Here is a 19,355-nt window from a genome sequence, read left to right as displayed (position 1 = left end):
CTGGCGGATGTCGGACCAGCCGACACCACCCCGCGGTCGAGTACGTCGTCGCGGTTGGCAGTGCCCGTAGATCCGAGTGAGCAGCCAGGGGACTGACTGCTTACCTGCCCGTCAGTATGACACACACGCGCGTCGCCCACCCCATTCCACACCGGGAACACACAGGTCAGGCGTCGACGCCCATGACACTGCGCAGCTCGGAGCCGTCCAGGGTGCCCTGCTCCAAACGCGTCAGCATGGGCGGCCGGGCACTGTCCAGTCCAGGCTCCAGCTGGCGTAGGGCCCGCACGACGTCATCCGGACGCACCAGTGGCGTCGTGTGTCTGCTCAGGATTTCCAGCGTCGCCGGTCCGGTGACCGACATCTCCACGATGGCTTCTCGCACGTCGAAGGTTCGAAGGCCCGTCTTCGTCATCCGACTCACCTCGTGCGAGGGCGATGTCATCAGTGCCTCCACGGCCCGTTCCAGGCTCGCCTGGTCGATGTCACCCTCGCCGACGGGGTCCAGCTCAACCCGCCACCGTGATGCGGTCAGCACCTCCGTCAGGGAGCTCCGGTCAGACTTCACCACCTCGACGATCTCCAGCCCCGGAGGCATCGCAGCGCGGAGACGGTCACGAATCTCCGCGGCTTCCACCACCTGGTTCAGACCGATCTCCAGGTACTCACCATGGGTGGCGGCGCCCGTCGGCGAGGCATTCGCATAGGAGATGCGTGGATGTGGGTTGAAACCGGACGAGTAGGCCATCGGCACGTGCGCGCGCCTCAGGGCGCGCTCGAACGCGCGACCGAAGTCACGGGTGCTCGTGAAGCGGGCCGGTCCACTCTTCGAGTACTGGACTCGGAGCCACAGGGCCGGCGGAGCCTGCTGTTCGGGTTGCTGTCGTGCCACCCCACGACGATACCCGGTGCCACTCCTCCAGCGGAAAACCCACCTTCTGGCATGCCAAGAATCCCTTGGCGAAAACAGCGGGAAGTCTCAGTGGAAGGGGGCAACCCTGCCGGCCTCCCCCAGCGTAGACCGAGTGACACGACGCAGACAGCGCCGTTGACCCACTCACCCGGAGGTCATCATGAACACCACTCGTCGACTCGCCGCCACCCTGTCCACCCTGGCCATCGCCGCCTCTTGCCCGGCCCTGGGCACCAGCGGACCCGCGCTCGCATCGCCCATCTCCGGCGCCAACGTCGCACGGCAGCCTGCCGTCACCACTGCGACCCCCGGCCCCGGATGGACCGTCATCACCATGGGCCCCACCGCCAAGCCCGCGGCGGCCCAGCAGATGGTTCTGGTCTCCCCCACCGGCAAGCAGCAGGTCGTCGCTCGCGTCAGCTCCCGGGCTGCTGTTGTGGACGTCAGCAATGACGGGCGCCGTGTGCTCTACGTCGACGTGGTGAACCAGAAGACGGTCTACCGCGTCTTCGACCTGCGCACCCGTCGAGCGAGCGTCGTGGGCGGTCCGGCCAGCGACGCGGCCCATGTGCGTTTCACCCAGCCCAGTGGCACCGCACTGCTGGTGCGCACCATGGACCAGGGCGTGCCCAACACTGGTTGGATCAAGCGAACCACTCTCACCGGTACGGTCAAGGCCACCTATGCCCGCACCGCGAATGCCAACTACATGTCCCCCTCGCCCGACGGGCTCTTCCTTGTCTCCCAGAACTCCCGGGCACAACTGCAGGTCAACGGCAATGGCGGTGCCTTCGTCCGAACGCTCGCGAATCCCGCGGGCTACCGGATGTGCTCGGCCCAGCACTGGACCAGCACCCGGCAGTTCACCGCCGTGTGCATGTCCAGTCGTGCCCCCTATTCGGCCCAGGTCTTCCGCTATGACCTGCGCGGCGGCAAGCCAGTCTTGCTGACCGGTAAGCTGCCCATCAAGGGTGTGGCCCACGAGCTCGGCTACCAAGATCTCTGGGGCACTCCGAAGGGACAGGTGGTGGCCAGGGTGAGCGGCTGCGGCACCCCCGCGCTGGCCAGGGTCAACGGCACCCGGCTCAGCAGCCTCCCGGTTGGGGGTCAGGGATCGGGAGCCCTGGCAGTCACCGGCACCCGGATTCCCTACTGGACCGGTGACGGGTGTGAGGGCGGCATGCGAGACCTGCGCAGCCATGACCTGGCGACGGGCAGGTCCACGGTACTGGCGGGTGGCACCGTCAACCGCGGCCAGCAGGTGCGCTCGGCCGTCGCCCTGGATCGCATGCGCTGACCCCAACTCCTCAGAGCTGAGCGACCAACTCTGCCGAACCACCAACGAAACGGTCGGGCCCCAGTCACGGGGCCCGACCGTTCTCGTGTCGGATTCGTCAGACGACGCTGAGCGGGATCAGATTGCGCCCGGTGGGGCCGATCTGGATCTCGGTGTCCATCTGGGGGCAGACGCCGCAGTCATAGCAGGGAGTCCAGCGGCAGTCCTCGACGTCTCCGCCGTCCAGGGCATCCTGCCAGTCCTCCCAGAGCCAGTCGCGGTCCAGGCCGGAATCCAGGTGGTCCCAGGGCAGCACCTCGTCGTAGTCGCGCTCGCGGGTGGTGTACCAGGCCAGATCGACGGGATCGTCGGCCAGGGCGCTCTCGGCGCACGCAACCCAGCGGTCGTAGCTGAAGTGCTCGCTCCACCCGTCGAAGTGGCCACCGTCACGCCAGACGGCCTCGATGATCTTGCCGACGCGACGATCGCCGCGGCTCAGCAGACCCTCGATCTGGCCCGGCTTTCCGTCGTGGTAGCGCATGCCGATCGCCTTGCCGAACTGCTTGTCGGCCCGCACCGCCTCGCGCAGCAGCTGCAGGCGGTGGTCGATGGTCTCCGGGGAGGCCTGGCCGGCCCACTGGAAGGGAGTGTGGCTCTTGGGGACGAAGCCACCGATCGAGATCGTGCAGCGGATGTCCCGGGTACCGGCCACCTTGCGGCCGGTCTCGATCACCCGACGGGCCATGCCCGCGATCGCCAGCACGTCCTCGTCGGTCTCGGTGGGAAGACCGCACATGAAGTACAGCTTCACCTGGCGCCAGCCATTGCCGAAGGCCGTGGCCACGGTGTTGATCAGGTCGTCCTCGCTGACCTGCTTGTTGATGACCTGACGCATCCGCTCGCTGCCGCCCTCGGGGGCGAAGGTCAGGCCCGAGCGCCGCCCATTGCGGGACAGCTCATTGGCCAGGTCGATGTTGAAGGCGTCGACGCGCGTGCTCGGAAGTGAGAGCGAGACATTGCTGCCCTCATAGCGGTCGGCCAGCTGCTTGGTGACCTCCGCGATCTCGGAGTGGTCAGCCGAGCTGAGGCTCAGCAGTCCGACCTCCTCCAGACCCGTCGCCTCCAGACCACCGGCCACCATCTCCCCGATGGTCTCGATATTGCGCTCACGCACCGGGCGGGTGATCATGCCAGCCTGGCAGAAGCGGCAGCCACGCGTGCAGCCGCGGAAGATCTCCACCGAGTAGCGCTCGTGCACCGTCTCGGCGAGCGGCACCAGAGGCTTCTTCGGGTAGGGCCACTGGTCCAGGTCCATCAACGTGTGCTTGCGCACCTGGAAGGGCACGCCTGGGCGGTTGGGAGCGACGCGCTGGATCCGCCCGTCGGGCAGGTAGGTCACGTCATAGAACTTGGGGACGTAGACGGCCCCGGTGGAGGCCAGCCGCATCAGCAGCCCGTCGCGACCGTCGGGGCGACCCTCCTGCTTCCACTCGCGGATGATGTCACTGACCAGCAGCGAGGCCTCCTCACCGTCGCCCAGGATGGCCGCGTCGATGAAGTCCGCGATCGGTTCCGGGTTGAAGGCCGCATGCCCACCCGCCAGGACGATCGGGTCATGCTCGCGCCGCTCGGTGTTGTGCACGGGAATCCCGGCCAGATCCAGCGAGTTGAGCATGTTGGTGTAGGTGAGCTCGGTGGAGAAGCTCAGGCCCAGGACATCGAAGGAGCCGACCGGGCGGTGCGCGTCGAGCGTGAACTGCGGAATTTCCCGCTCACGCATCAGCTTCTCCAGGTCCGGCCAGATGGCGTAGCTGCGCTCGGCCAGGATCCAGTCGCGCTCGTTGAGGATCTCGTACAAGATGGCGACGCCCTGGTTCGGCTGGCCCACCTCGTAGGCGTCGGGGTACATCAGGCACCAGCGCACGGCCGCGGCGTCCCAGTCCTTGACGACGCTGTTGTGCTCGCCGCCGACGTACTGGATGGGCTTGTTCACCTGGGCCAGGAGTGGCTCGAGGAGGTTGAAGAGGCTCTCGGGTGCTCCGGGCTCGCTGCTGCTGAGGTCATTCGTCATGGTGCAACAAGCGTAGTTGAGCTGTACACCGCAGGAAGAATTCAGACCGCACCGCTCGCCCGCCCCGCCTCAGATGGCGCTGCTCACACCGTCCCGGGCCCGGGTGCATGCCGCTGCGCCTGCTGCTGCTCCCAGGCCATCACCTGCTGTTGCCAGGTGGCCAACTGCTGGTCCAGTTGCTGCTGGTGGTCGCGCCCCGGAGCGGCACTGACCTGCACCTGCTGGCGCCGAGCCATCCGCTCCACCAGGAACCAGCCGATGAGCGGCACGATGACTCCCACCAGGACGGTGGCGTCGGCAGTTCCCGCCTGACGGTCGAAGATGCCCGAGATGTCACTGAATGGCATGACGAGTTCGCTGAGCACATTGTTGATCACGTGCATGGCGATGGCAGCCTCGATGCCGCCGGTGCGCCAGGTCATGCCGCAGGCGATCATGCCGAAGCAGAAGTAGAAGATGTTGAGCCACACGTCGCCGGCGCCATGGGCAAGCATGAACAGCCCCGAGCTGAAGACGGCGCCCACCACCAGGGCCACGGTGCGGTGCGGCACCAGGCTGGCGGCGCTGCGGTTGAGCAGGCCGCGAAAGGCGTACTCCTCCCCGGCGGCCTGGAAGGGCGTGGTGAGCAGGATCCCCACCAACAGCAGCCAGGTGTCCTTGTTCACGTGCAGACCCAGATCTTGACCGGAGCGCACCGTCATCCACAGGTCGAAGCCCAGATAGAGCACCCACAATGGCGTCAGCGCCAGGAAGCAGCGCCCCATCCAGCCCCAGCGCATCCGGCCGGTGACGCTCGCCAGCCAGCCACGGCGCTGCTTGAACAGCCAGGCGGACAGCAGCATCGACAGCGGGATCAGCAGGGCCAAGGAGATGTTGTTGGCCAGGAAGAGCGCCGGGGTGACCGTGATGCTGTCCGACGAGGTCTGCAGGTCCGAGACGTCCGTGCGCCCCGTGGCCATGTCCAGCCCCACGGCGACCATGCTCGCCAGGACGGTCAGTACCAGGAAGATGAACACTCCCAGCACGACGGCCAGCACCGGGCGCCACCAGCGCAGCAGCGGCGTGCGCCAGAAGTGGTGGTACTCCCTCTCCTGGACGGGCAGCGCCACGCGCGGCATGGGGACCGACGGCATGGGCAGCCGGGACGCAGCGGGGCCAGCCGCACCGGAGGTGGTGGGCTGGCCCATCGGCTCGTCGACGGGGTACGTCACTGGGCCGCTGCGAGCTCGGGGAACCAGATCGCGATCTCCTTCGCGGCGCTCTCCGGCGCATCCGAGGCGTGCACCAGGTTGCGGTTCTTGAAGAGCGAAAGGTCGCCGCGGATGGTGCCGGGAGCGGCCACGGCGCTGTCGGTGGTGCCATTGATGCTGCGGACGGCCTCGATGGCCCGCTCGCCTTCCAGGACCAGTGCCACCAGCGGACCGGAGGTGATGAACTCCTCCAGGCCCGGGTAGTACTCGCGCCCGACGTGCTCGGCGTAGTGCTGCTGTGCGGTCTCGGCGTCGGCGATGCGAAGCTCCATCGCGGCGACGGTCAGCCCCTTCGCCTCGTAGCGGCGAATGATCTCGCCGATCAGGCCACGGGCCACGGCGTCGGGCTTGAGCAGGACCAGAGTGCGTTCAGTCGTCATGCCCTGAGCCTACAAGCAGACGAGGGCCTACAAGCAGACGAGGGTTGACGGTTCAGACGGCTGTCTGGCTCGTCTCGATCTTGCGCCCCATCAGGAAGGAGACCACCCAGATGGCGGCGAAGATACCGCCCATGGCATACATCCAAGGAGTCAGGAGACCCAACAGGATGCCCGCCAGCTGCGTCAGCCAGCCCAGAGGGTAGCCGATCGGACGACGCAGGGTGGCGGCCGCGCCGATGGCCAACAGGCTCGCGACGATCGTCGCCGCCAGGGAGATGCCCAGCGGTGACTTGGTGATCATGATCATGCCGGGAAAGCCCAGCCCGAAGACGATCACCTCGAAGGCGAGGATCATCACCATCGTCTTGTTCATCGGGTTCTGTGGCCCGAGCCGCAGGTTCACCACTGGTTGTCTCCGTCCAGATCAAAGGGGGTGCGAAGGCTGGCCCGGTCGAGCTCCGTCTCCCGGGGCTCGTGGGACTTGAGGATGGTACGGGCTTCACCGGCCAGGATCACCGAACCGGCCACCAGCACGCCGCCACCTGGTTCCTCGTCGGCCAGCGCGACGGCCAGCTCCAGCGCGCTCGCGACATCGGGGGCCGTACGAACCCGATCCTCCCCCACGATCCCGCCGGCGCGTTCGGCCAGGGCCTCGACGCCCAGTCCACGATCGGTCGAGGACACCGTCGTGCACACCAGGGTCGTCAGGTGCTCGCCAAGGATGCGCAGCACCTCGTCCACGTCCTTGTCCCCCATCATCGCCACCACGCCGATGGCCGGGGTGAAGCTGAAGTTCTCGGCGAAGGCGGCCATCGTGGCCCGGGCACCGTGCGGATTGTGGCAGGTGTCCAGGAGCACCGGCGGAGAGGTGCGCACCAGCTCCAGGCGGGCGGGTGCCTCGACGGCCGCAAAACCGTCCACCACCACTTCCGGGTTGAGGGCGCGGCCTCCCAGGAGCGCCTCCACTGCGGCCATCGCCAGTGCGGCGTTCTGGGCCATGTGAACACCGTGCAGCGGCAGGTGCACGTCGCCCACCGGCCCCTCCGCGCCCTGCAGGCGCAGCAGCTGACCGCCCACCGCCCGCACCCGCTCCAGCAGCGCGAAGTCGCGCCCCTCCAGCACCATCCGGGCACCCACGTCCGAAGCGCGCTCGGTGAGCACCTCGGCGGCGTCCGGGTGCTGCGCGGCGAGCACCGCCGTCGTGCCCGGCTTGATGATCCCGGCCTTCTCCGTGGCGATGTCGCGGATCGTGTCGCCCAAGATGTGGGTGTGGTCCAGATCCACCGGGCAGACGACGCTCACCTGTGGCTCGCAGACGCTGGTGGCATCCCAGGTGCCGCCCAGACCGACCTCGATCACCATCACGTCGACAGGTGCGTCGGCAAAGGCTGCATAGGCCAGGCAGGTGATGACCTCGAAGAAGGTCATGGTGACCCCGTCGATCTGCTGCGCGTCGACCATCTCCACATAGGGACGGATGTCGGCCCACAGCTCGTCGAAACGCTCATGGCTGATGGGCTCGCCGTCGATGCAGATCCGCTCGGTGACGTCCATCAGGTGGGGACTGCTGAAGCGCCCCGTCCGCAGCCCGTCCGCCCTCAGCAGGGCGTCGATCATGATCGCCGTGCTGCCCTTGCCATTGGTGCCCGCGATCTGGATGACCGGGGCGGACTTCTCGGGGCTGCCGAGCAGGTCGCACAGGGCCTGGACACGGCCCAACGAGGGGGCGATCCGATGTTCGGGCCAACGGCCCATCAGCTGCTCGACGATCTGTTCGTGGCTGCTCGGGGTGTGGGGCATGTTCATGGTGCGGCAAGCCTACCGGGTGGCACCCCGCGGCCCTTGGGCACACATGGCAGGCTAGGGGTGCGCAGAGCAGGTCTCTCGACCGCGTCATTCAACGGCAGCACGATTCCCCAAAGGTATGATGACCAGGTGATTGAAAATGGAACCACCGACGCCACGGTCGGCAACGGCTGGAAGGACTGGGTCGGCCTCGTCTGCCGCCTCATCCTCGGCGGCGCGCTCCTCTACGCAGGACTCACCAAGGTGGGCAACCTGGAGGGCAATGTGCTCTCGGTTCGCGCGTACCGCATCGAGTGGCTCCCCTACTCCGTGGAGCGAGTGATCGGCTATTCGCTACCCTTCTTCGAGATCATCCTGGGCCTGCTGTTGATCGTCGGACTGTTCACCCGGATCAGCGGTCTGATCGGCGCCCTGACCATGGCCGTCTTCATCGCAGCCATCGCGAGTGCCTGGGCACGCGGCCTCAGCATCGACTGCGGCTGTTTCAGCCAGGGCGGCGAGACGGAGAACCCCAAGTACCTGCAGGAGATCATTCGAGACCTGGGCTTCCTGGCCTGCGGCGCCTGGCTCACCTGGCGCCCGCGCACGCCCTTCTCGCTGGATGGCCGGCTCTTCGGGCCACTGGCACCCCTGACCTTTGACCACACCGAGAACTTCGACGAGACCGACTTCGACACTGACGAGGCTGACCTCGTCAGAGAGGACAAGACCCGATGAGCAAGAAGAAGAGCACCGGCGCCAGCGCGGCCAACGGCAGCGCGAGCCGCCGGGAGATGCTGCGCCAGCAGCAGGAGGCCGAGGCCAAGCGCCAGAAGACCATGAAGGCCATCGGCATCGCGGCCGCGGTCCTGGCGCTGGCGCTGGTGGCCGTGGTCGCTACGGTGCTGATCAGGGACAGGCAGGCCAAGACCGAGCAGCTGTCCGGAGCAGGTCGCCCCGTCAACGCCGCGACGGACAACACCGGCATCGTCATGAACCCGGGCAAGGCCAAGGAGGGCGCACCGGTGCTCGAGGTCTACCAAGACTACCAGTGTCCCTATTGCAAGTCGGTCGCTGGGGCTTTGGCCCCGCTGCTGGATCCGCTCGTCGAGAAGGGCGAGGTCAGCCTGGAATACCGCACCATGACCTTCATGGAGAGCAACCTGCTCAATGACGACTCCACCAAGTCCGCCGTGGCTGCCGCGTGTGCCGACAATGCCGGTGCCTACAAGGCCTTCCACGACGCGATCTACGAAAAGCAGCCCAAGACGGAGACGCGCGGCGAGGACGCGTACCCCGATGCCCTGCTGCGCGACCAGCTCCCCCAGCAGGTGGGGATCACCGGTGACAAGCTGACCGCCTTCCAGAAGTGCTTCGACGACAAGACCACCGAGGCCTTCGTCGAGACGGTCAACACCAAGGCAGCCGAGGCCAATGTGGACAGCACCCCCACCTACCGCGTCAACGGCAAGGACCTGGACCTTCAGACCATCGGCCAGAGCTCTGAGTCTCTGCTGGAGGCGATCAAGAAGCTGGCCGCCAGCTGACCCGCTGACACCCCCCAGCCCAGTGGCTGGACCTGAACGCTGATGCCCCGTGGACCCCGTCCACGGGGCATCATCATTCCCCCGGGAAGGCGAGCGCCCCCGCTCGTCGGTTCGCAGAGTGTCGGTGGCACTCACTAGAATCGCGGCCATGACTACAGATCCCTCCAGCACCGTGTCCGCAGCTGTCCCGACGCCGGGTCAGGTACCGGACAAGCCCGTCCTGGAGGGCCTCGAGAAGAAGTGGGCCGCGCAGTGGGCTCAGGACAAGACCTACGCCTTCCAGCGCCCCACGTGCGATGACTGGGCCAACCCTGCAAGCAGGGTGGCCGCCCGTGCCCAGGTCTTCTCGATCGACACCCCGCCGCCCACCGTCTCGGGTTCGCTGCACGTGGGCCACGTGTTCAGCTACACCCACACGGACACCATCGCCCGCTACCAGCGGATGACCGGCAAGCAGGTCTTCTACCCGATGGGCTGGGATGACAACGGCCTGCCCACCGAGCGCCGCGTGCAGAACTACTACGGCGTGCGCTGCGACCCGTCGATCGCCTACGACCCCGACTTCACTCCCCCGGCCAAGCCGGATCCGAAGAAGCAGGTGCCGATCAGCCGCCGCAACTTCATCGAGCTGTGCCACGAGCTGACCCAGGTGGACGAGAAGGTCTTCGAGGACCTGTGGCGCACCCTGGGCCTGTCGGTGGACTGGGACACCCTCTACGCCACCATCAGCGACGAGTCCCAGCGCACCGCGCAGCTGGCCTTCCTGAAGAACCTGGAGCGGGGCGAGGCCTACCTGTCCGAGGCCCCCACCATGTGGGACGTCACCTTCCAGACCGCCGTCGCCCAGGCCGAGCTGGAGGCCCGTGACTACCCCGGCGCCTACCACCGGATCGGCTTCGACTTGGCCAGCACCGAGGGCCTGGACGCCGAACTCTTCGCCAATGGCAAGGTCTGGATCGAGACCACCCGCCCGGAGCTGCTGCCGTCGGTCTGCGCCCTGATCGCGCACCCGGACGACGAGCGCTACCAGCCACTGTTCGGCAAGACCGTCACCTCCCCCGTCTTCGGCGTGGAGATCCCGGTCCTGGCCCACGCGGCGGCCGAAAAGGACAAGGGCGCTGGCATCGCCATGTGCTGCACCTTCGGTGACCTGACCGACGTGATCTGGTGGCGCGAGCTGCAGCTGCCGATGCGCACCATCATCAACCGCGATGGTCGGCTGCAGGCCGAGACCCCCGAATGGTTGGTCAACACCGCCTTCTACGCCGAGCAGATGGCCACGAAGACCACCTTCACGGCGCGCAAGAACATCGTCGAGAAGCTGGCCGAGACCGGTGACATGGACGGCGAGCCCAAGCCGACCCAGCGCATGGCGAACTTCTACGAGAAGGGCGACAAGCCGCTCGAGATCGTCTCCACCCGCCAGTGGTACATCACCAATGGCGGGCGCGACGAGGACCTGAAGAAGGTGCTGCTGGAGCGCGGCGAGCAGCTGGCGTGGACGCCGGAGCACATGAAGCACCGCTACTCCAACTGGGTCAACGGCCTCAACGGCGACTGGTTGGTCAGCCGCCAGCGCTTCTTCGGGGTCCCCTTCCCGGTCTGGTACAAGCTGGACGGGGAGGGCGAGCCGATGACCGACGAGCCGATCGTCGCCGACGCGGCCAGCCTGCCGGTGGACCCTGCCAGCCAGTGCCCCCCGGGCTTCGACGAGTCCCAGCGTGGAGTGCCGGGCGGCTTCATCGCCGATCCCGACGTGATGGACACCTGGGCCACCAGCTCGCTGAGCCCGCAGATCGTCTGCGGTTGGGAGCGTGACGAGGAGCTGTTCAACCTCACCTTCCCGATGGACATGGCTCCCCAGGCCCACGACATCATTCGCACCTGGCTGTTCAGCCGCGTGGTGCGCTCGCAGCTGGAGCACGGCGAGCTCCCCTGGAAGCGCGCCACCATCTCGGGCTTCGTCACGGACCCCGATCGCAAGAAGATGAGCAAGTCCAAGGGCAATGTCGTGGTGCCCACCGAGATCCTGGACAAGTTCGGCGCCGACGCGGTGCGCTGGCGCGCGGCCATGGCCCGTCCCGGCATGGACTCTCCCTTCGACGAGACCCAGATGAAGGTGGGTCGCCGTCTGGCCATGAAGGTCCTCAACGCCTCCAAGTTCGTACTGGGCATGAGTGGTGACGGCAAGGGTGAGATCACGAACGCCCTGGACCTGGCGATGCTCGCCAGTCTGGCCCAGGTGGTGACCACAGCCACCGAGAGCTTCGAAAGGTTCGACTACACCGGAGCCCTCGAAGCCACGGAGGCCTTCTTCTGGGGCTTCTGCGACGACTACCTGGAGACCGTCAAGGAGCGTGCCTACGGCGCGCAGGGCGACGAGGCCGCGGCCTCCGCCCAGGCAGCGCTGCGCCTCGCGCTCGACGTGATGCTGCGTCTGTTCGCCCCCTTCCTGCCCTTCGTCACCGAAGAGGTGTGGAGCTGGTTCGCCGAGGGCTCGGTGCACCAGGCCGCGTGGCCCACCGTCGACGAGCTTCCCGAGGGCGGCCAGCCCGAGCTGCTCGACGAACTTGCCACGGTCCTCATCGCCCTGCGTGGGGCCAAGAGCGAAGCGAAGGTCAGCATGAAGACCGAGATCGAGCGAGCCCAGTTCTGTGGCCAGCAGTCGGCGATCGAGGGTCTGCAGGCGGCCGAGGGCGATCTGCGTGCCGTCGGCCGGATCACCGGAGAGGTGTTGTGGGTCAAGAATGACGGCCCCACCACCGTCGCGGTGGAACTGGGTGAGCCTGCGGTCAAGCAGCCGAAGAGCTGACCGCCCGGTAGGCTCGAGTCACACAGTCGCGTACCAGCAGGGAGCCGTCCAGTGAATGACATCACCACCGTTGCCATCGATCTGGACGGCACCCTGTTCACCCCGCAACTCGACTACGACCGCCCCCGCTTCGCACGGATGCTCGCCGCCTGCGAGGAACGCGACATCCGCGTCGTGATCGCCAGCGGACGGCAATACCTGAGCATGCGCACCATGTTCGACGCGCCGGAACGCCTCGCCTTCGTCGGGGACAACGGCTCAATGGTCGTGGACCGCAATCACCAGCAGGTCTACGCCGCCATCCTCGACGACGACGTGGTCCAGAAGGTCGTCGCCTTGATCGACGACCACCCGGAGATCCGCGCCGTCGCCAGCGGCCCCCAAGGTGGCTGGATGGCGGGCGAGGTACCAGACCGAATGCGGGTGCTGATGAGCAGCGCCTACGAGAACCTGGTCAGTGTCGGCAGCCTGCACGAGATCGACGGGCCGGTCAGCAAGTTTGCCCTGGTCACCCGCGACGGGCAGGCCGACCGGATCGCCGCCGAGCTGTCCGAACGGCTCGACGGTGCGCTGGTGCCCGTCACCACCGGGCACCAGGGCATGGACCTCATCGTCCCGGGCCGGCACAAGGCCTTTGGCCTGTCCCACCTGCTCGAGCGTTGGGGCCGCAGCTTCGACGAGCTGGTCGCCTTTGGCGACTCCGGCAATGATGTCGAGATGCTGGCGGCAGCGGGCCACAGCTACGCGATGGGCGGCGCCCAGCAGCAGGCCATCGATGCGGCCCGGTACCGAGCCCCGAGCGGTGCCGAGTCCGGAGTGATGCAGGTGGTGGAGCAACTGCTGGGGTTGTGACCCCGCAGACGCCTGGCGCTGGGTCAGCTGGCGACGTCGTGGCAGGTGCACGTCGGGCAGGCACAGTTGGTGCATTCGCACTGGCCGCCGGTGTGGCAGGAGCAGATGTGCGCCTCGGTGACTCCGATGAGCATGTCGGTCAGGTCGTGGCGAGGCCCGGGCAGGGCACGAACGCCGACGGCCTGCTGCTGGGCGCGGTCGAACCACTCGGAGCACGCAGCACACTGGGCCAGGTGCTCGTCCACCTGCACGCGGGGAATCGCGGGATCCTCCCCGTCGATGATCGCCGACAGGGCTGCCCGCCACTGTTCCGTCTGGCAGCACTCCATGGCGGCAGCGTAACCCACCCGTCGCCGTGGCGATAACATCGCCCCATGGTCCAGCGCGTGAAGCCCGCAGGACGCGCCGAACTCGACGAGCGCGTCTCCGCGTTGGCACTCCGCGCGGGGGCAGGCGACCGTCCCGCATTGGGCGAGTTCATCCGCCTCACCCAGGCCGACGTGTGGCGTTTCATTGCCCACCTGGCGAGCGTCGACGTGGCCGATGACCTGACCCAGGACACCTATCTGCGCGCCATGGACTCCCTGCCCTCCTACCAGGGCCGTGCCCCGGCCCGCGCCTGGTTGCTGACCATCGCCCGACGCGTCGTTGCCGACCAGGTGCGCCACGAGATGTCGCGGCCACAGACCCCCCGCCCCCCGGAGTGGATGAGCGGCCACGGGTCGGCGACTGACGACATCAGCAATCAGGTGGAGCTGGAGGCCCTCATCGCCATGCTCGGGCCCGATCGTCGCGAGGCCTTCGTGCTGACGCAGGTGCTGGGCGTGACCTATGAGCAGGCAGCCGAGATCTGCGGGGTGCGGATCGGCACCATTCGTTCGAGGGTTGCCCGGGCCCGTGCAGAGCTCGTCCAGGCCTGCACCGAGACGGACGAGGCGACCACCCTGGCGGGCTGATCCTCGCGTGATCCCCAGGGCGGGCCTTCGCCCAGTGCCCGGCGGAAGTGAACTTCACCACAGCGGGGGAACTCTTTGCCCCTGCGGGCCGACCTGTCCTGTGACGCACATTTCACCCTGACAGGAGCCACCCACATGTCGAACCGCCGCGCAGCGCTCGCCGCACTCGCCGTCCTGCCCCTTGTTGCCTGCAGCAGCACCGGAGCGGGCGATGCCACCACGCCGAGCCCGAGCTCGCCGGCCGCCTCCGGCGCTGCCCCCACGAAGGGTGACGTGCTCGTCTATGCGCCCGGCGCTCTGGCCGCACTGACCAAGCCCATCGCCGCTGCCTACGAACAGGCTGGGCTCGGAACGGTGACCTTCGAGGTGGGCCACACCCCGATCCAGCGTGAGCAGCTGGCCAAGGGTGCCACCCCCGACGTGTGGATCGCCGCCAATCCCGATGACATGGCCACCACGGCGGACAAGGGCCTGGTGGACGGCACCACCGTCACCCAGCTCGGACGAACGGCCCTGACCATCGTCGTCGCCCCCAAGAATCCCGCTGGCGTGACAGCCGTCACGGACCTCACCAAGCCGGGAACCAAGGTCCTGCTGGGCGCCGAGACCCTCCCCATCTGGAAGGTCACCGACAAGGCCTTCGCGAAGATCGAGAAGCAGCAGCCCGGGTTCACCGCCAAGGTGATGGCCAATGTCGCCTCCCGTGAGATGGGCGTGCAGCCGATCGTCACCAAGGTCTCCATGGGTGAGGCCGATGCCGGCATCGTCTTCGCCACCGACGTGACGAAGGCCGCGAAGGACAAGGGGCTGACGACGGTTGCCATTCCGGAGGAGCAGAACGCGATGCTGCCCATCTCCACGGCCGTGGTCACCGCAGGCAAGAATCCGACGGCTGCCCAGGGCTTCGTCGACTTCCTGTCCAGCGGCGAGGGGCATGACGTGCTGACCGAGGCCGGCTTCCTGCCTCCCGCCAAGTAGTCTCTGGCGGTGACCCGACCCCGTGACCTGTGGCCCTTCTGGGCCCCCGCTACCCTGCTGCTGGGTCTGCTGGCCATCCCGCTGGCGGGCCTGGCCTGGGTGGCGCTGACGGGCGACCTCTGGACGACGCTGCGCGAACCGTCCGTACGCCAGGCGATCCGCCTGTCCGTGGTAACGACCCTGGTCAGCATGCTCGCCATCATCGTCACCGGAACTCCACTCGCCTACCTGCTCGCCTGCCTCCCCGGGCGGTGGGCCCGTGCCATCAATCTCCTGGTGGACCTGCCGATCGTCCTGCCGCCGATGGTGGCGGGCATCGCGCTGCTGGAGGTCTTCGGCCGCAATGGACTGTTGGGCCAACCGTTGGAGCTGCTCGGCATCACCATTCCATTCACCACCACCGCGGTCGTGCTGAGTCAGGTCTTCGTCGCCGGGCCCTTCTTCGTCCGCGCCGCACGGGTGGGCTTCACCGCCATCGCCCGCGAGATCCGGGAGGCAGCCCGGGTTGACGGCGCCAACGAACCTCAGCTCTTCCGGCACATCATGGTGCCCGCCGCTGGCCCAGCACTGGTGAGCGGCCTCGTGCTGGCCTGGGCCCGGGCACTCGGCGAGTTCGGGGCCACCATCTTCTTCGCCGGCAACCGTGAGGGCGTCACGCAGACCATGCCCTTGGCCATCTTCATCGGCTTCGAGAGCAATGTGGACATCGCGGTGGCATTGGCCTTCGTGCTGATGGCCACCAGCATCCTGGTCCTGGCAGCGCTGGCCTGGGTGGACCGGGCCGTCGAGGACTCCTAGAGCGCCCGAGCGGGGTGCTGTTCGGGCGCTGTTGCCGGGGCGACGAAGAAGGCGAGCACGAGCATCGCACCCACTGCCAGCAGCGCACGCAGCACGCCCACGTGGTCACCCAACCAGCCCAGCAGTGGCGGCCCCGCCAGGAAGGACAGGTAGCCGATCGTCGAGACGACGCTGATCCGCTGCGGAGCTCGGGCGGGATCGTCGGCCGCGGCGGACATGCCGACGGGGAAGCCGAGGCTGGCACCCAGCCCCCACAGCACTGCACCGACGAAGGCACCCCACACTCCCCCGAAGACCACCAGCAGGCAGCCTGCGGCGGCCAGGGCAAGCAGGGACCGAAGTACCGCCACGCGGCCGTGCCGGTCCAGCAGACCAGTGCCCAGGATGCGCCCCGCGGTCATCGAGCTGAGGAAGACCGCCAGTGCCAGGACACCGGCCCAGTGCGGGAGGTGGTGCCCCTCCACGAAAGCCACGGCCATCCAGTCGTTCGCCGTGCCCTCGGTGAAGCCTGCCGCCAACGTGACGACGCCGATCAGCACGGTGCGCGGCTCGGTCCACGCCGAGCCACGGGGCGTTGGCGACGGCGCCGGGTCGTCGACGACACGTTCGGCTTCCGGGGCGGGGGTCAGGAATTTCCGCACCTGACCGAGGCAGACCGCCGCCACGAGCACCTGCACCACCGCCAGGTGGGCCAGGATCGGGATGCCTGCCGCAGAGACCGCGGCCCCCATCAGGGCGGCCAGGACCGTGCCGCCGCTGAAGGCCGCGTGGAACCACGGCATGATCGCACGCCCTCCGTGGTGCTCCACCACCGTGCCCTGCAGGTTCATCGCCACATCCCAGATGCCCATCCCCAGTCCGACGAGGAACAGGCCGAGCATCAGCACCGGCACGGATGCCCACACGTCGACTGCCAGGGCCGCTGTGAGCACCCCGGCCACGGAGAAGACCACCCCGGTCATGACGGCCTTGGCCGCCCCGACGCGGTGGGTGAGGTGTCCGCTGGCGGGTAGACCGAGCATGGATCCGGCGGAGATGGCCAGCAGGACCGTGCCCAGCTCACCGGCCGTGAGCCCCAAGCCGTCCTTGACCTCTGGGATACGGGAGGCCCAGGAGGCAAAGTTGACGCCGTTCATCGCAAAGACCAGGAGAGTGGCGTTGCGGGCCTTCCTGGTGGCGGGAGAAATCACTGGATGATGTTATACCGCTCGGTAGGAAAGCAGTTTCTGTCAGGTGCTCCCCCTAGAGTCTGCTGCGTGCCCAGTTACAGAGTGCAGATGGAGATCCTCGGCCTGAGGCCAGGCCACCGGCCAGAGGCTGTCTTGGACGGCGCCGTCGAGGCGATCGGTGAGAACTTCCACGTCGATGACCGCCAGATCGACGTCATTGCGCAGACGCCGCGGATCACGGTTCGCTTCACCGTGCCGGACAGCTCCGACGCGGAAGAGGTCGAACTGGCGCGGATGGCCACGGCCGCCGCCCACGAAGCCGTCGACCGCGTGGCGCTGATCGGCCGTGAGTGGATCCTGCGACGCCAGGGCGGCCGGTGGCTGGCACTGCCAGACCCCGCTCGCTGACCTCGGGGGCTCAGGCGTGGGCCGGCCCGGCCAGCGATGCCGCTTTGGTCAGTCGCAGTTGTCGCAGACGCCCGTCAGCGACATCTGCATGAAACACGACGGGCAGGTATTGCCCTGCAGCGGTTCCTTCTTGGCGGCAGTCTTGCGTGCGGCGGTCTTCCTGGCGGCGGGCACCTTGCCGACGACGGTGGTGGTCCGGGCCGGCGCAGCCGACTGCACCGGGCTTCCGCCCCACTTCTGATAACAGAGCCGCCGCTGCTCGAGGGCGTGCTCCTCCCGGTCCTCGAAGACCACCGGGATCTTGGCGAATCGGAGGATCTCGTCATGGGCGAGACCCACCGAGCCATCGCGACGCACGGCCAGCGCCGTCAAGAGCGGCAGCCCCTCCGCATGGCACTTGCGCGCGATCATGCCCAGGAGCGGGCCGATCCACTTGGACGTGGGTTGCTTGGTCAAGATACCGGAACGCTGCTGGACCTGGCGGGCCAGCGCTGCGTACTCCACCGTGGTCTGACGGGCCGCGGCCTCCATCAACACCTCGTGGGCGGCCTGGGCCCAGGCCTTGACGGCGCTCACCTGATCGACGAAGTCCCCGCTGTCCCGTACCGGCATCTGCTCCCCCTGCATCCCCTGCGCCTCTGTGCCCCAACGGCTACGGGGCCAGATGATCCTACCTCCACCGGGACGAGTGACGAACCCACACGTTCCGGCCGCACACAACACATCCTCGTTCCACGCACCACCCCCTTCTGGGTGTGATCGACGCATCTTCAGGACGGTGAATTTCGCCGCCAGCGCAGCGTGCACTCTCTGGGCGAAATCTGTTGGCACGGGGAATTTCGAGTGGCTAGCGTCGTTGGTGTCCGGAGCACAGACGATCAACCCAGTTCAGGCCTTCCGGGGCCGGAAAAGGAAGTAATCATGACTGACAGCACCAACACCACGTACGACTACGACCGCTACTACGGCGTCGTCGTCGATTCGCAGGGCAACAAGGTGGGCGATGTGGGCCAGGTCTACCTGGATGACGCCACCGGCCGCCCCGAGTGGGTCACCGTGCGCACCGGCCTGTTCGGCATGAAGGAGACCTTCGTGCCGCTGCGAGGCGAGAATGTCCAGAACGGCGAGATCCACGTGCCGTACACCAAGGACCAGATCAAGGGTGCCCCGAGCATCGATCCCGAGGGCCACATCACCGAGGCCGAGGAGCAGGAGCTCTACCGCTACTACTCCATCGAGCAGAACCTCACCGCCTACCAGGGCCGTGACCGCGTGGAGACCGAGCGTACCGACGTTGATCGCACGCAGGCCGCCGCGGCTGGCACCGCCGCCGCCGGCGACATTGATCGCGACCGTGTCGGCGTTGATCGCGACGCCAACCTGGCCGAGGGCGACATCGTGCGTCACGAGGAGCGCCTCAATGTCGGCAAGGAGCAGGTCGAGACCGGCCGCGTCCACATCCGCAAGCACGTCGTGCACGAGCAGCAGAGCGTGCAGGTGCCGGTGAGCCGCGAGGAGCTGCGCGTCGAGCGCACCCCGATCGCCGACGGCGAGGCCGTTGACGGCGCCCGCCTCGAGGAGGGCGAGACCGAGGTCGTCCTGCACGAAGAGCGCCCCGTCGTCTCCAAGGAGACCGTTGGCGTGGAGAAGGTCAGCGTCGGCAAGGAGACCGTGACCGAGAACCAGACCGTGACCGACGATGTCGCCAAGGAGCGCATCGAGGTCGAGGGTGACGTGCGTGACGAGCGCACCGTCGCCGGCCGCGATGATCGCAGCGTGGCCGACAAGGTCAAGGACGGCCTGGACCGCGACAATGACGGCAAGATCGGTTGATCCAACCGTCGCAGCAGCATTGGTTGCAGCAACACTGAGCGCGTGAGCGTTCGATGAGTGTTTCCACGTGGGGTGGACGAGGCCCCGAGCCTGACGGCTCGGGGCCTCGTGCTGTGCCCGCACCCAGGATCTGCCCGCACCCAGGATCTGCCCGCACCCAGGATTTCGGCACAGCAGGCGGCCGAGGAACGGTTTGGTCCTGCCACTAGGGTGGAACTCAGTGTCAGGGTGGTGGCACCGCGATGTGTCGCGGTGGTTGGATCCTGATCACCAGTCGTCTGACTCGTAGGGTGTTTGCCTTCGTGGCGTTCATGCGTTTTGTCGGCG

Annotated in this window: 19 protein-coding genes; 10 read left to right on the top strand and 9 right to left on the bottom strand. The window is 67.5% G+C overall.

Annotated features, from left to right (window positions below):
• Positions 1-166 precede the first annotated feature (166 nt).
• A complete protein-coding gene (locus ACTQ49_RS10770; RefSeq protein ID WP_441827844.1) occupies positions 167-892 on the bottom strand; it encodes a TIGR03936 family radical SAM-associated protein in 726 nt (241 codons plus the stop codon).
• Positions 893-1,073: 181 nt separating this feature from the next.
• Between ACTQ49_RS10770 and ACTQ49_RS10765 the strand changes: the two genes are divergently transcribed.
• Positions 1,074-2,210, top strand: a complete 1,137-nt coding sequence (locus tag ACTQ49_RS10765) for a hypothetical protein (RefSeq protein ID WP_441827843.1) — start codon at positions 1,074-1,076, stop codon at positions 2,208-2,210.
• 97 nt (positions 2,211-2,307) lie between these two features.
• Here the strand turns inward: ACTQ49_RS10765 and ACTQ49_RS10760 are convergent, their stop codons facing one another.
• The 5 genes from ACTQ49_RS10760 to ACTQ49_RS10740 all read right to left on the bottom strand — a co-directional run bounded on the left by ACTQ49_RS10760 (position 2,308) and on the right by ACTQ49_RS10740 (position 7,696).
• A complete protein-coding gene (locus tag ACTQ49_RS10760) occupies positions 2,308-4,260 on the bottom strand; it encodes a TIGR03960 family B12-binding radical SAM protein (protein WP_441827842.1) in 1,953 nt (650 codons plus the stop codon).
• 83 nt (positions 4,261-4,343) lie between these two features.
• On the bottom strand, positions 4,344-5,471 hold the full coding sequence (locus ACTQ49_RS10755; protein WP_441827841.1) for a CPBP family intramembrane glutamic endopeptidase: 1,128 nt from the start codon (positions 5,469-5,471) through the stop codon (positions 4,344-4,346).
• On the bottom strand, positions 5,468-5,890 hold the full coding sequence (gene ndk, locus ACTQ49_RS10750) for a nucleoside-diphosphate kinase (RefSeq protein WP_441827840.1): 423 nt from the start codon (positions 5,888-5,890) through the stop codon (positions 5,468-5,470). The genes ACTQ49_RS10755 and ndk overlap by 4 nt, the downstream gene beginning before the upstream one ends.
• Before the next feature lie 52 nt (positions 5,891-5,942).
• The gene (locus ACTQ49_RS10745; protein ID WP_441827839.1) at positions 5,943-6,293 is read right to left on the bottom strand and encodes a DUF4233 domain-containing protein; all 351 of its coding nucleotides are present in this window, start codon (positions 6,291-6,293) and stop codon (positions 5,943-5,945) included.
• A complete protein-coding gene (locus ACTQ49_RS10740) occupies positions 6,290-7,696 on the bottom strand; it encodes a bifunctional folylpolyglutamate synthase/dihydrofolate synthase (protein ID WP_441827838.1) in 1,407 nt (468 codons plus the stop codon). Before ACTQ49_RS10740 ends, ACTQ49_RS10745 begins: the two co-directional genes overlap by 4 nt.
• A gap of 129 nt (positions 7,697-7,825) precedes the next feature.
• Between ACTQ49_RS10740 and ACTQ49_RS10735 the strand changes: the two genes are divergently transcribed.
• The 4 genes from ACTQ49_RS10735 (at position 7,826) to ACTQ49_RS10720 (ending at position 12,886) form a co-directional block, all read left to right on the top strand.
• Positions 7,826-8,413, top strand: coding sequence for a MauE/DoxX family redox-associated membrane protein (locus ACTQ49_RS10735; protein ID WP_441827837.1), 588 nt, complete (start codon positions 7,826-7,828; stop codon positions 8,411-8,413).
• Positions 8,410-9,222 carry a DsbA family protein gene (locus ACTQ49_RS10730; protein ID WP_441827836.1) on the top strand — a complete coding sequence of 271 codons (813 nt, stop codon included), beginning with the start codon at positions 8,410-8,412 and terminating at the stop codon, positions 9,220-9,222. Before ACTQ49_RS10735 ends, ACTQ49_RS10730 begins: the two co-directional genes overlap by 4 nt.
• A gap of 148 nt (positions 9,223-9,370) precedes the next feature.
• Positions 9,371-12,034 (top strand): valine--tRNA ligase, encoded by a 2,664-nt coding sequence (valS, locus tag ACTQ49_RS10725; protein WP_441827835.1) that lies wholly within the window; start codon positions 9,371-9,373, stop codon positions 12,032-12,034.
• A gap of 51 nt (positions 12,035-12,085) precedes the next feature.
• On the top strand, positions 12,086-12,886 hold the full coding sequence (locus tag ACTQ49_RS10720; protein ID WP_441827834.1) for a Cof-type HAD-IIB family hydrolase: 801 nt from the start codon (positions 12,086-12,088) through the stop codon (positions 12,884-12,886).
• A gap of 23 nt (positions 12,887-12,909) precedes the next feature.
• Here the strand turns inward: ACTQ49_RS10720 and ACTQ49_RS10715 are convergent, their stop codons facing one another.
• A complete protein-coding gene (locus ACTQ49_RS10715; RefSeq protein ID WP_441827833.1) occupies positions 12,910-13,254 on the bottom strand; it encodes a zf-HC2 domain-containing protein in 345 nt (114 codons plus the stop codon).
• 6 nt (positions 13,255-13,260) lie between these two features.
• On the opposite strand from ACTQ49_RS10715, the gene ACTQ49_RS10710 reads away from it, so the two are divergent.
• The 3 genes from ACTQ49_RS10710 to ACTQ49_RS10700 all read left to right on the top strand — a co-directional run bounded on the left by ACTQ49_RS10710 (position 13,261) and on the right by ACTQ49_RS10700 (position 15,618).
• Complete coding sequence (locus tag ACTQ49_RS10710) at positions 13,261-13,842, top strand: sigma-70 family RNA polymerase sigma factor (protein ID WP_441827832.1); 582 nt, start codon at positions 13,261-13,263, stop codon at positions 13,840-13,842.
• 135 nt (positions 13,843-13,977) lie between these two features.
• The gene (modA, locus tag ACTQ49_RS10705) at positions 13,978-14,820 is read left to right on the top strand and encodes a molybdate ABC transporter substrate-binding protein (RefSeq protein ID WP_441827831.1); all 843 of its coding nucleotides are present in this window, start codon (positions 13,978-13,980) and stop codon (positions 14,818-14,820) included.
• A gap of 9 nt (positions 14,821-14,829) precedes the next feature.
• Positions 14,830-15,618 carry an ABC transporter permease gene (locus ACTQ49_RS10700; RefSeq protein ID WP_441827830.1) on the top strand — a complete coding sequence of 263 codons (789 nt, stop codon included), beginning with the start codon at positions 14,830-14,832 and terminating at the stop codon, positions 15,616-15,618.
• On the opposite strand, the gene ACTQ49_RS10695 is transcribed toward ACTQ49_RS10700, so the two are convergent.
• Positions 15,615-16,808, bottom strand: coding sequence for an MFS transporter (locus ACTQ49_RS10695; protein WP_441827829.1), 1,194 nt, complete (start codon positions 16,806-16,808; stop codon positions 15,615-15,617). The two genes, ACTQ49_RS10700 and ACTQ49_RS10695, sit on opposite strands and share 4 nt — an antisense overlap.
• A 66-nt stretch (positions 16,809-16,874) precedes the next feature.
• On the opposite strand from ACTQ49_RS10695, the gene ACTQ49_RS10690 reads away from it, so the two are divergent.
• Positions 16,875-17,195, top strand: coding sequence for a hypothetical protein (locus tag ACTQ49_RS10690; protein WP_441827828.1), 321 nt, complete (start codon positions 16,875-16,877; stop codon positions 17,193-17,195).
• A 48-nt stretch (positions 17,196-17,243) separates the two neighbouring features.
• Here the strand turns inward: ACTQ49_RS10690 and ACTQ49_RS10685 are convergent, their stop codons facing one another.
• Positions 17,244-17,807: a hypothetical protein gene (locus tag ACTQ49_RS10685; protein ID WP_441827827.1), complete on the bottom strand. Its 564-nt coding sequence runs from the start codon at positions 17,805-17,807 to the stop codon at positions 17,244-17,246.
• Positions 17,808-18,116: 309 nt separating this feature from the next.
• Here ACTQ49_RS10685 and ACTQ49_RS10680 point away from each other — a divergent pair, with 309 nt between their 5' ends.
• Complete coding sequence (locus ACTQ49_RS10680) at positions 18,117-19,028, top strand: DUF2382 domain-containing protein (RefSeq protein WP_441827826.1); 912 nt, start codon at positions 18,117-18,119, stop codon at positions 19,026-19,028.
• Positions 19,029-19,355 lie beyond the last annotated feature (327 nt).

Origin of the sequence: Luteococcus sp. Sow4_B9 (assembly GCF_052116585.1) — a bacterium.
Lineage (GTDB): Bacteria > Actinomycetota > Actinomycetes > Propionibacteriales > Propionibacteriaceae > Luteococcus.
This window is presented reverse-complemented; position numbering and strand designations above follow the sequence as displayed.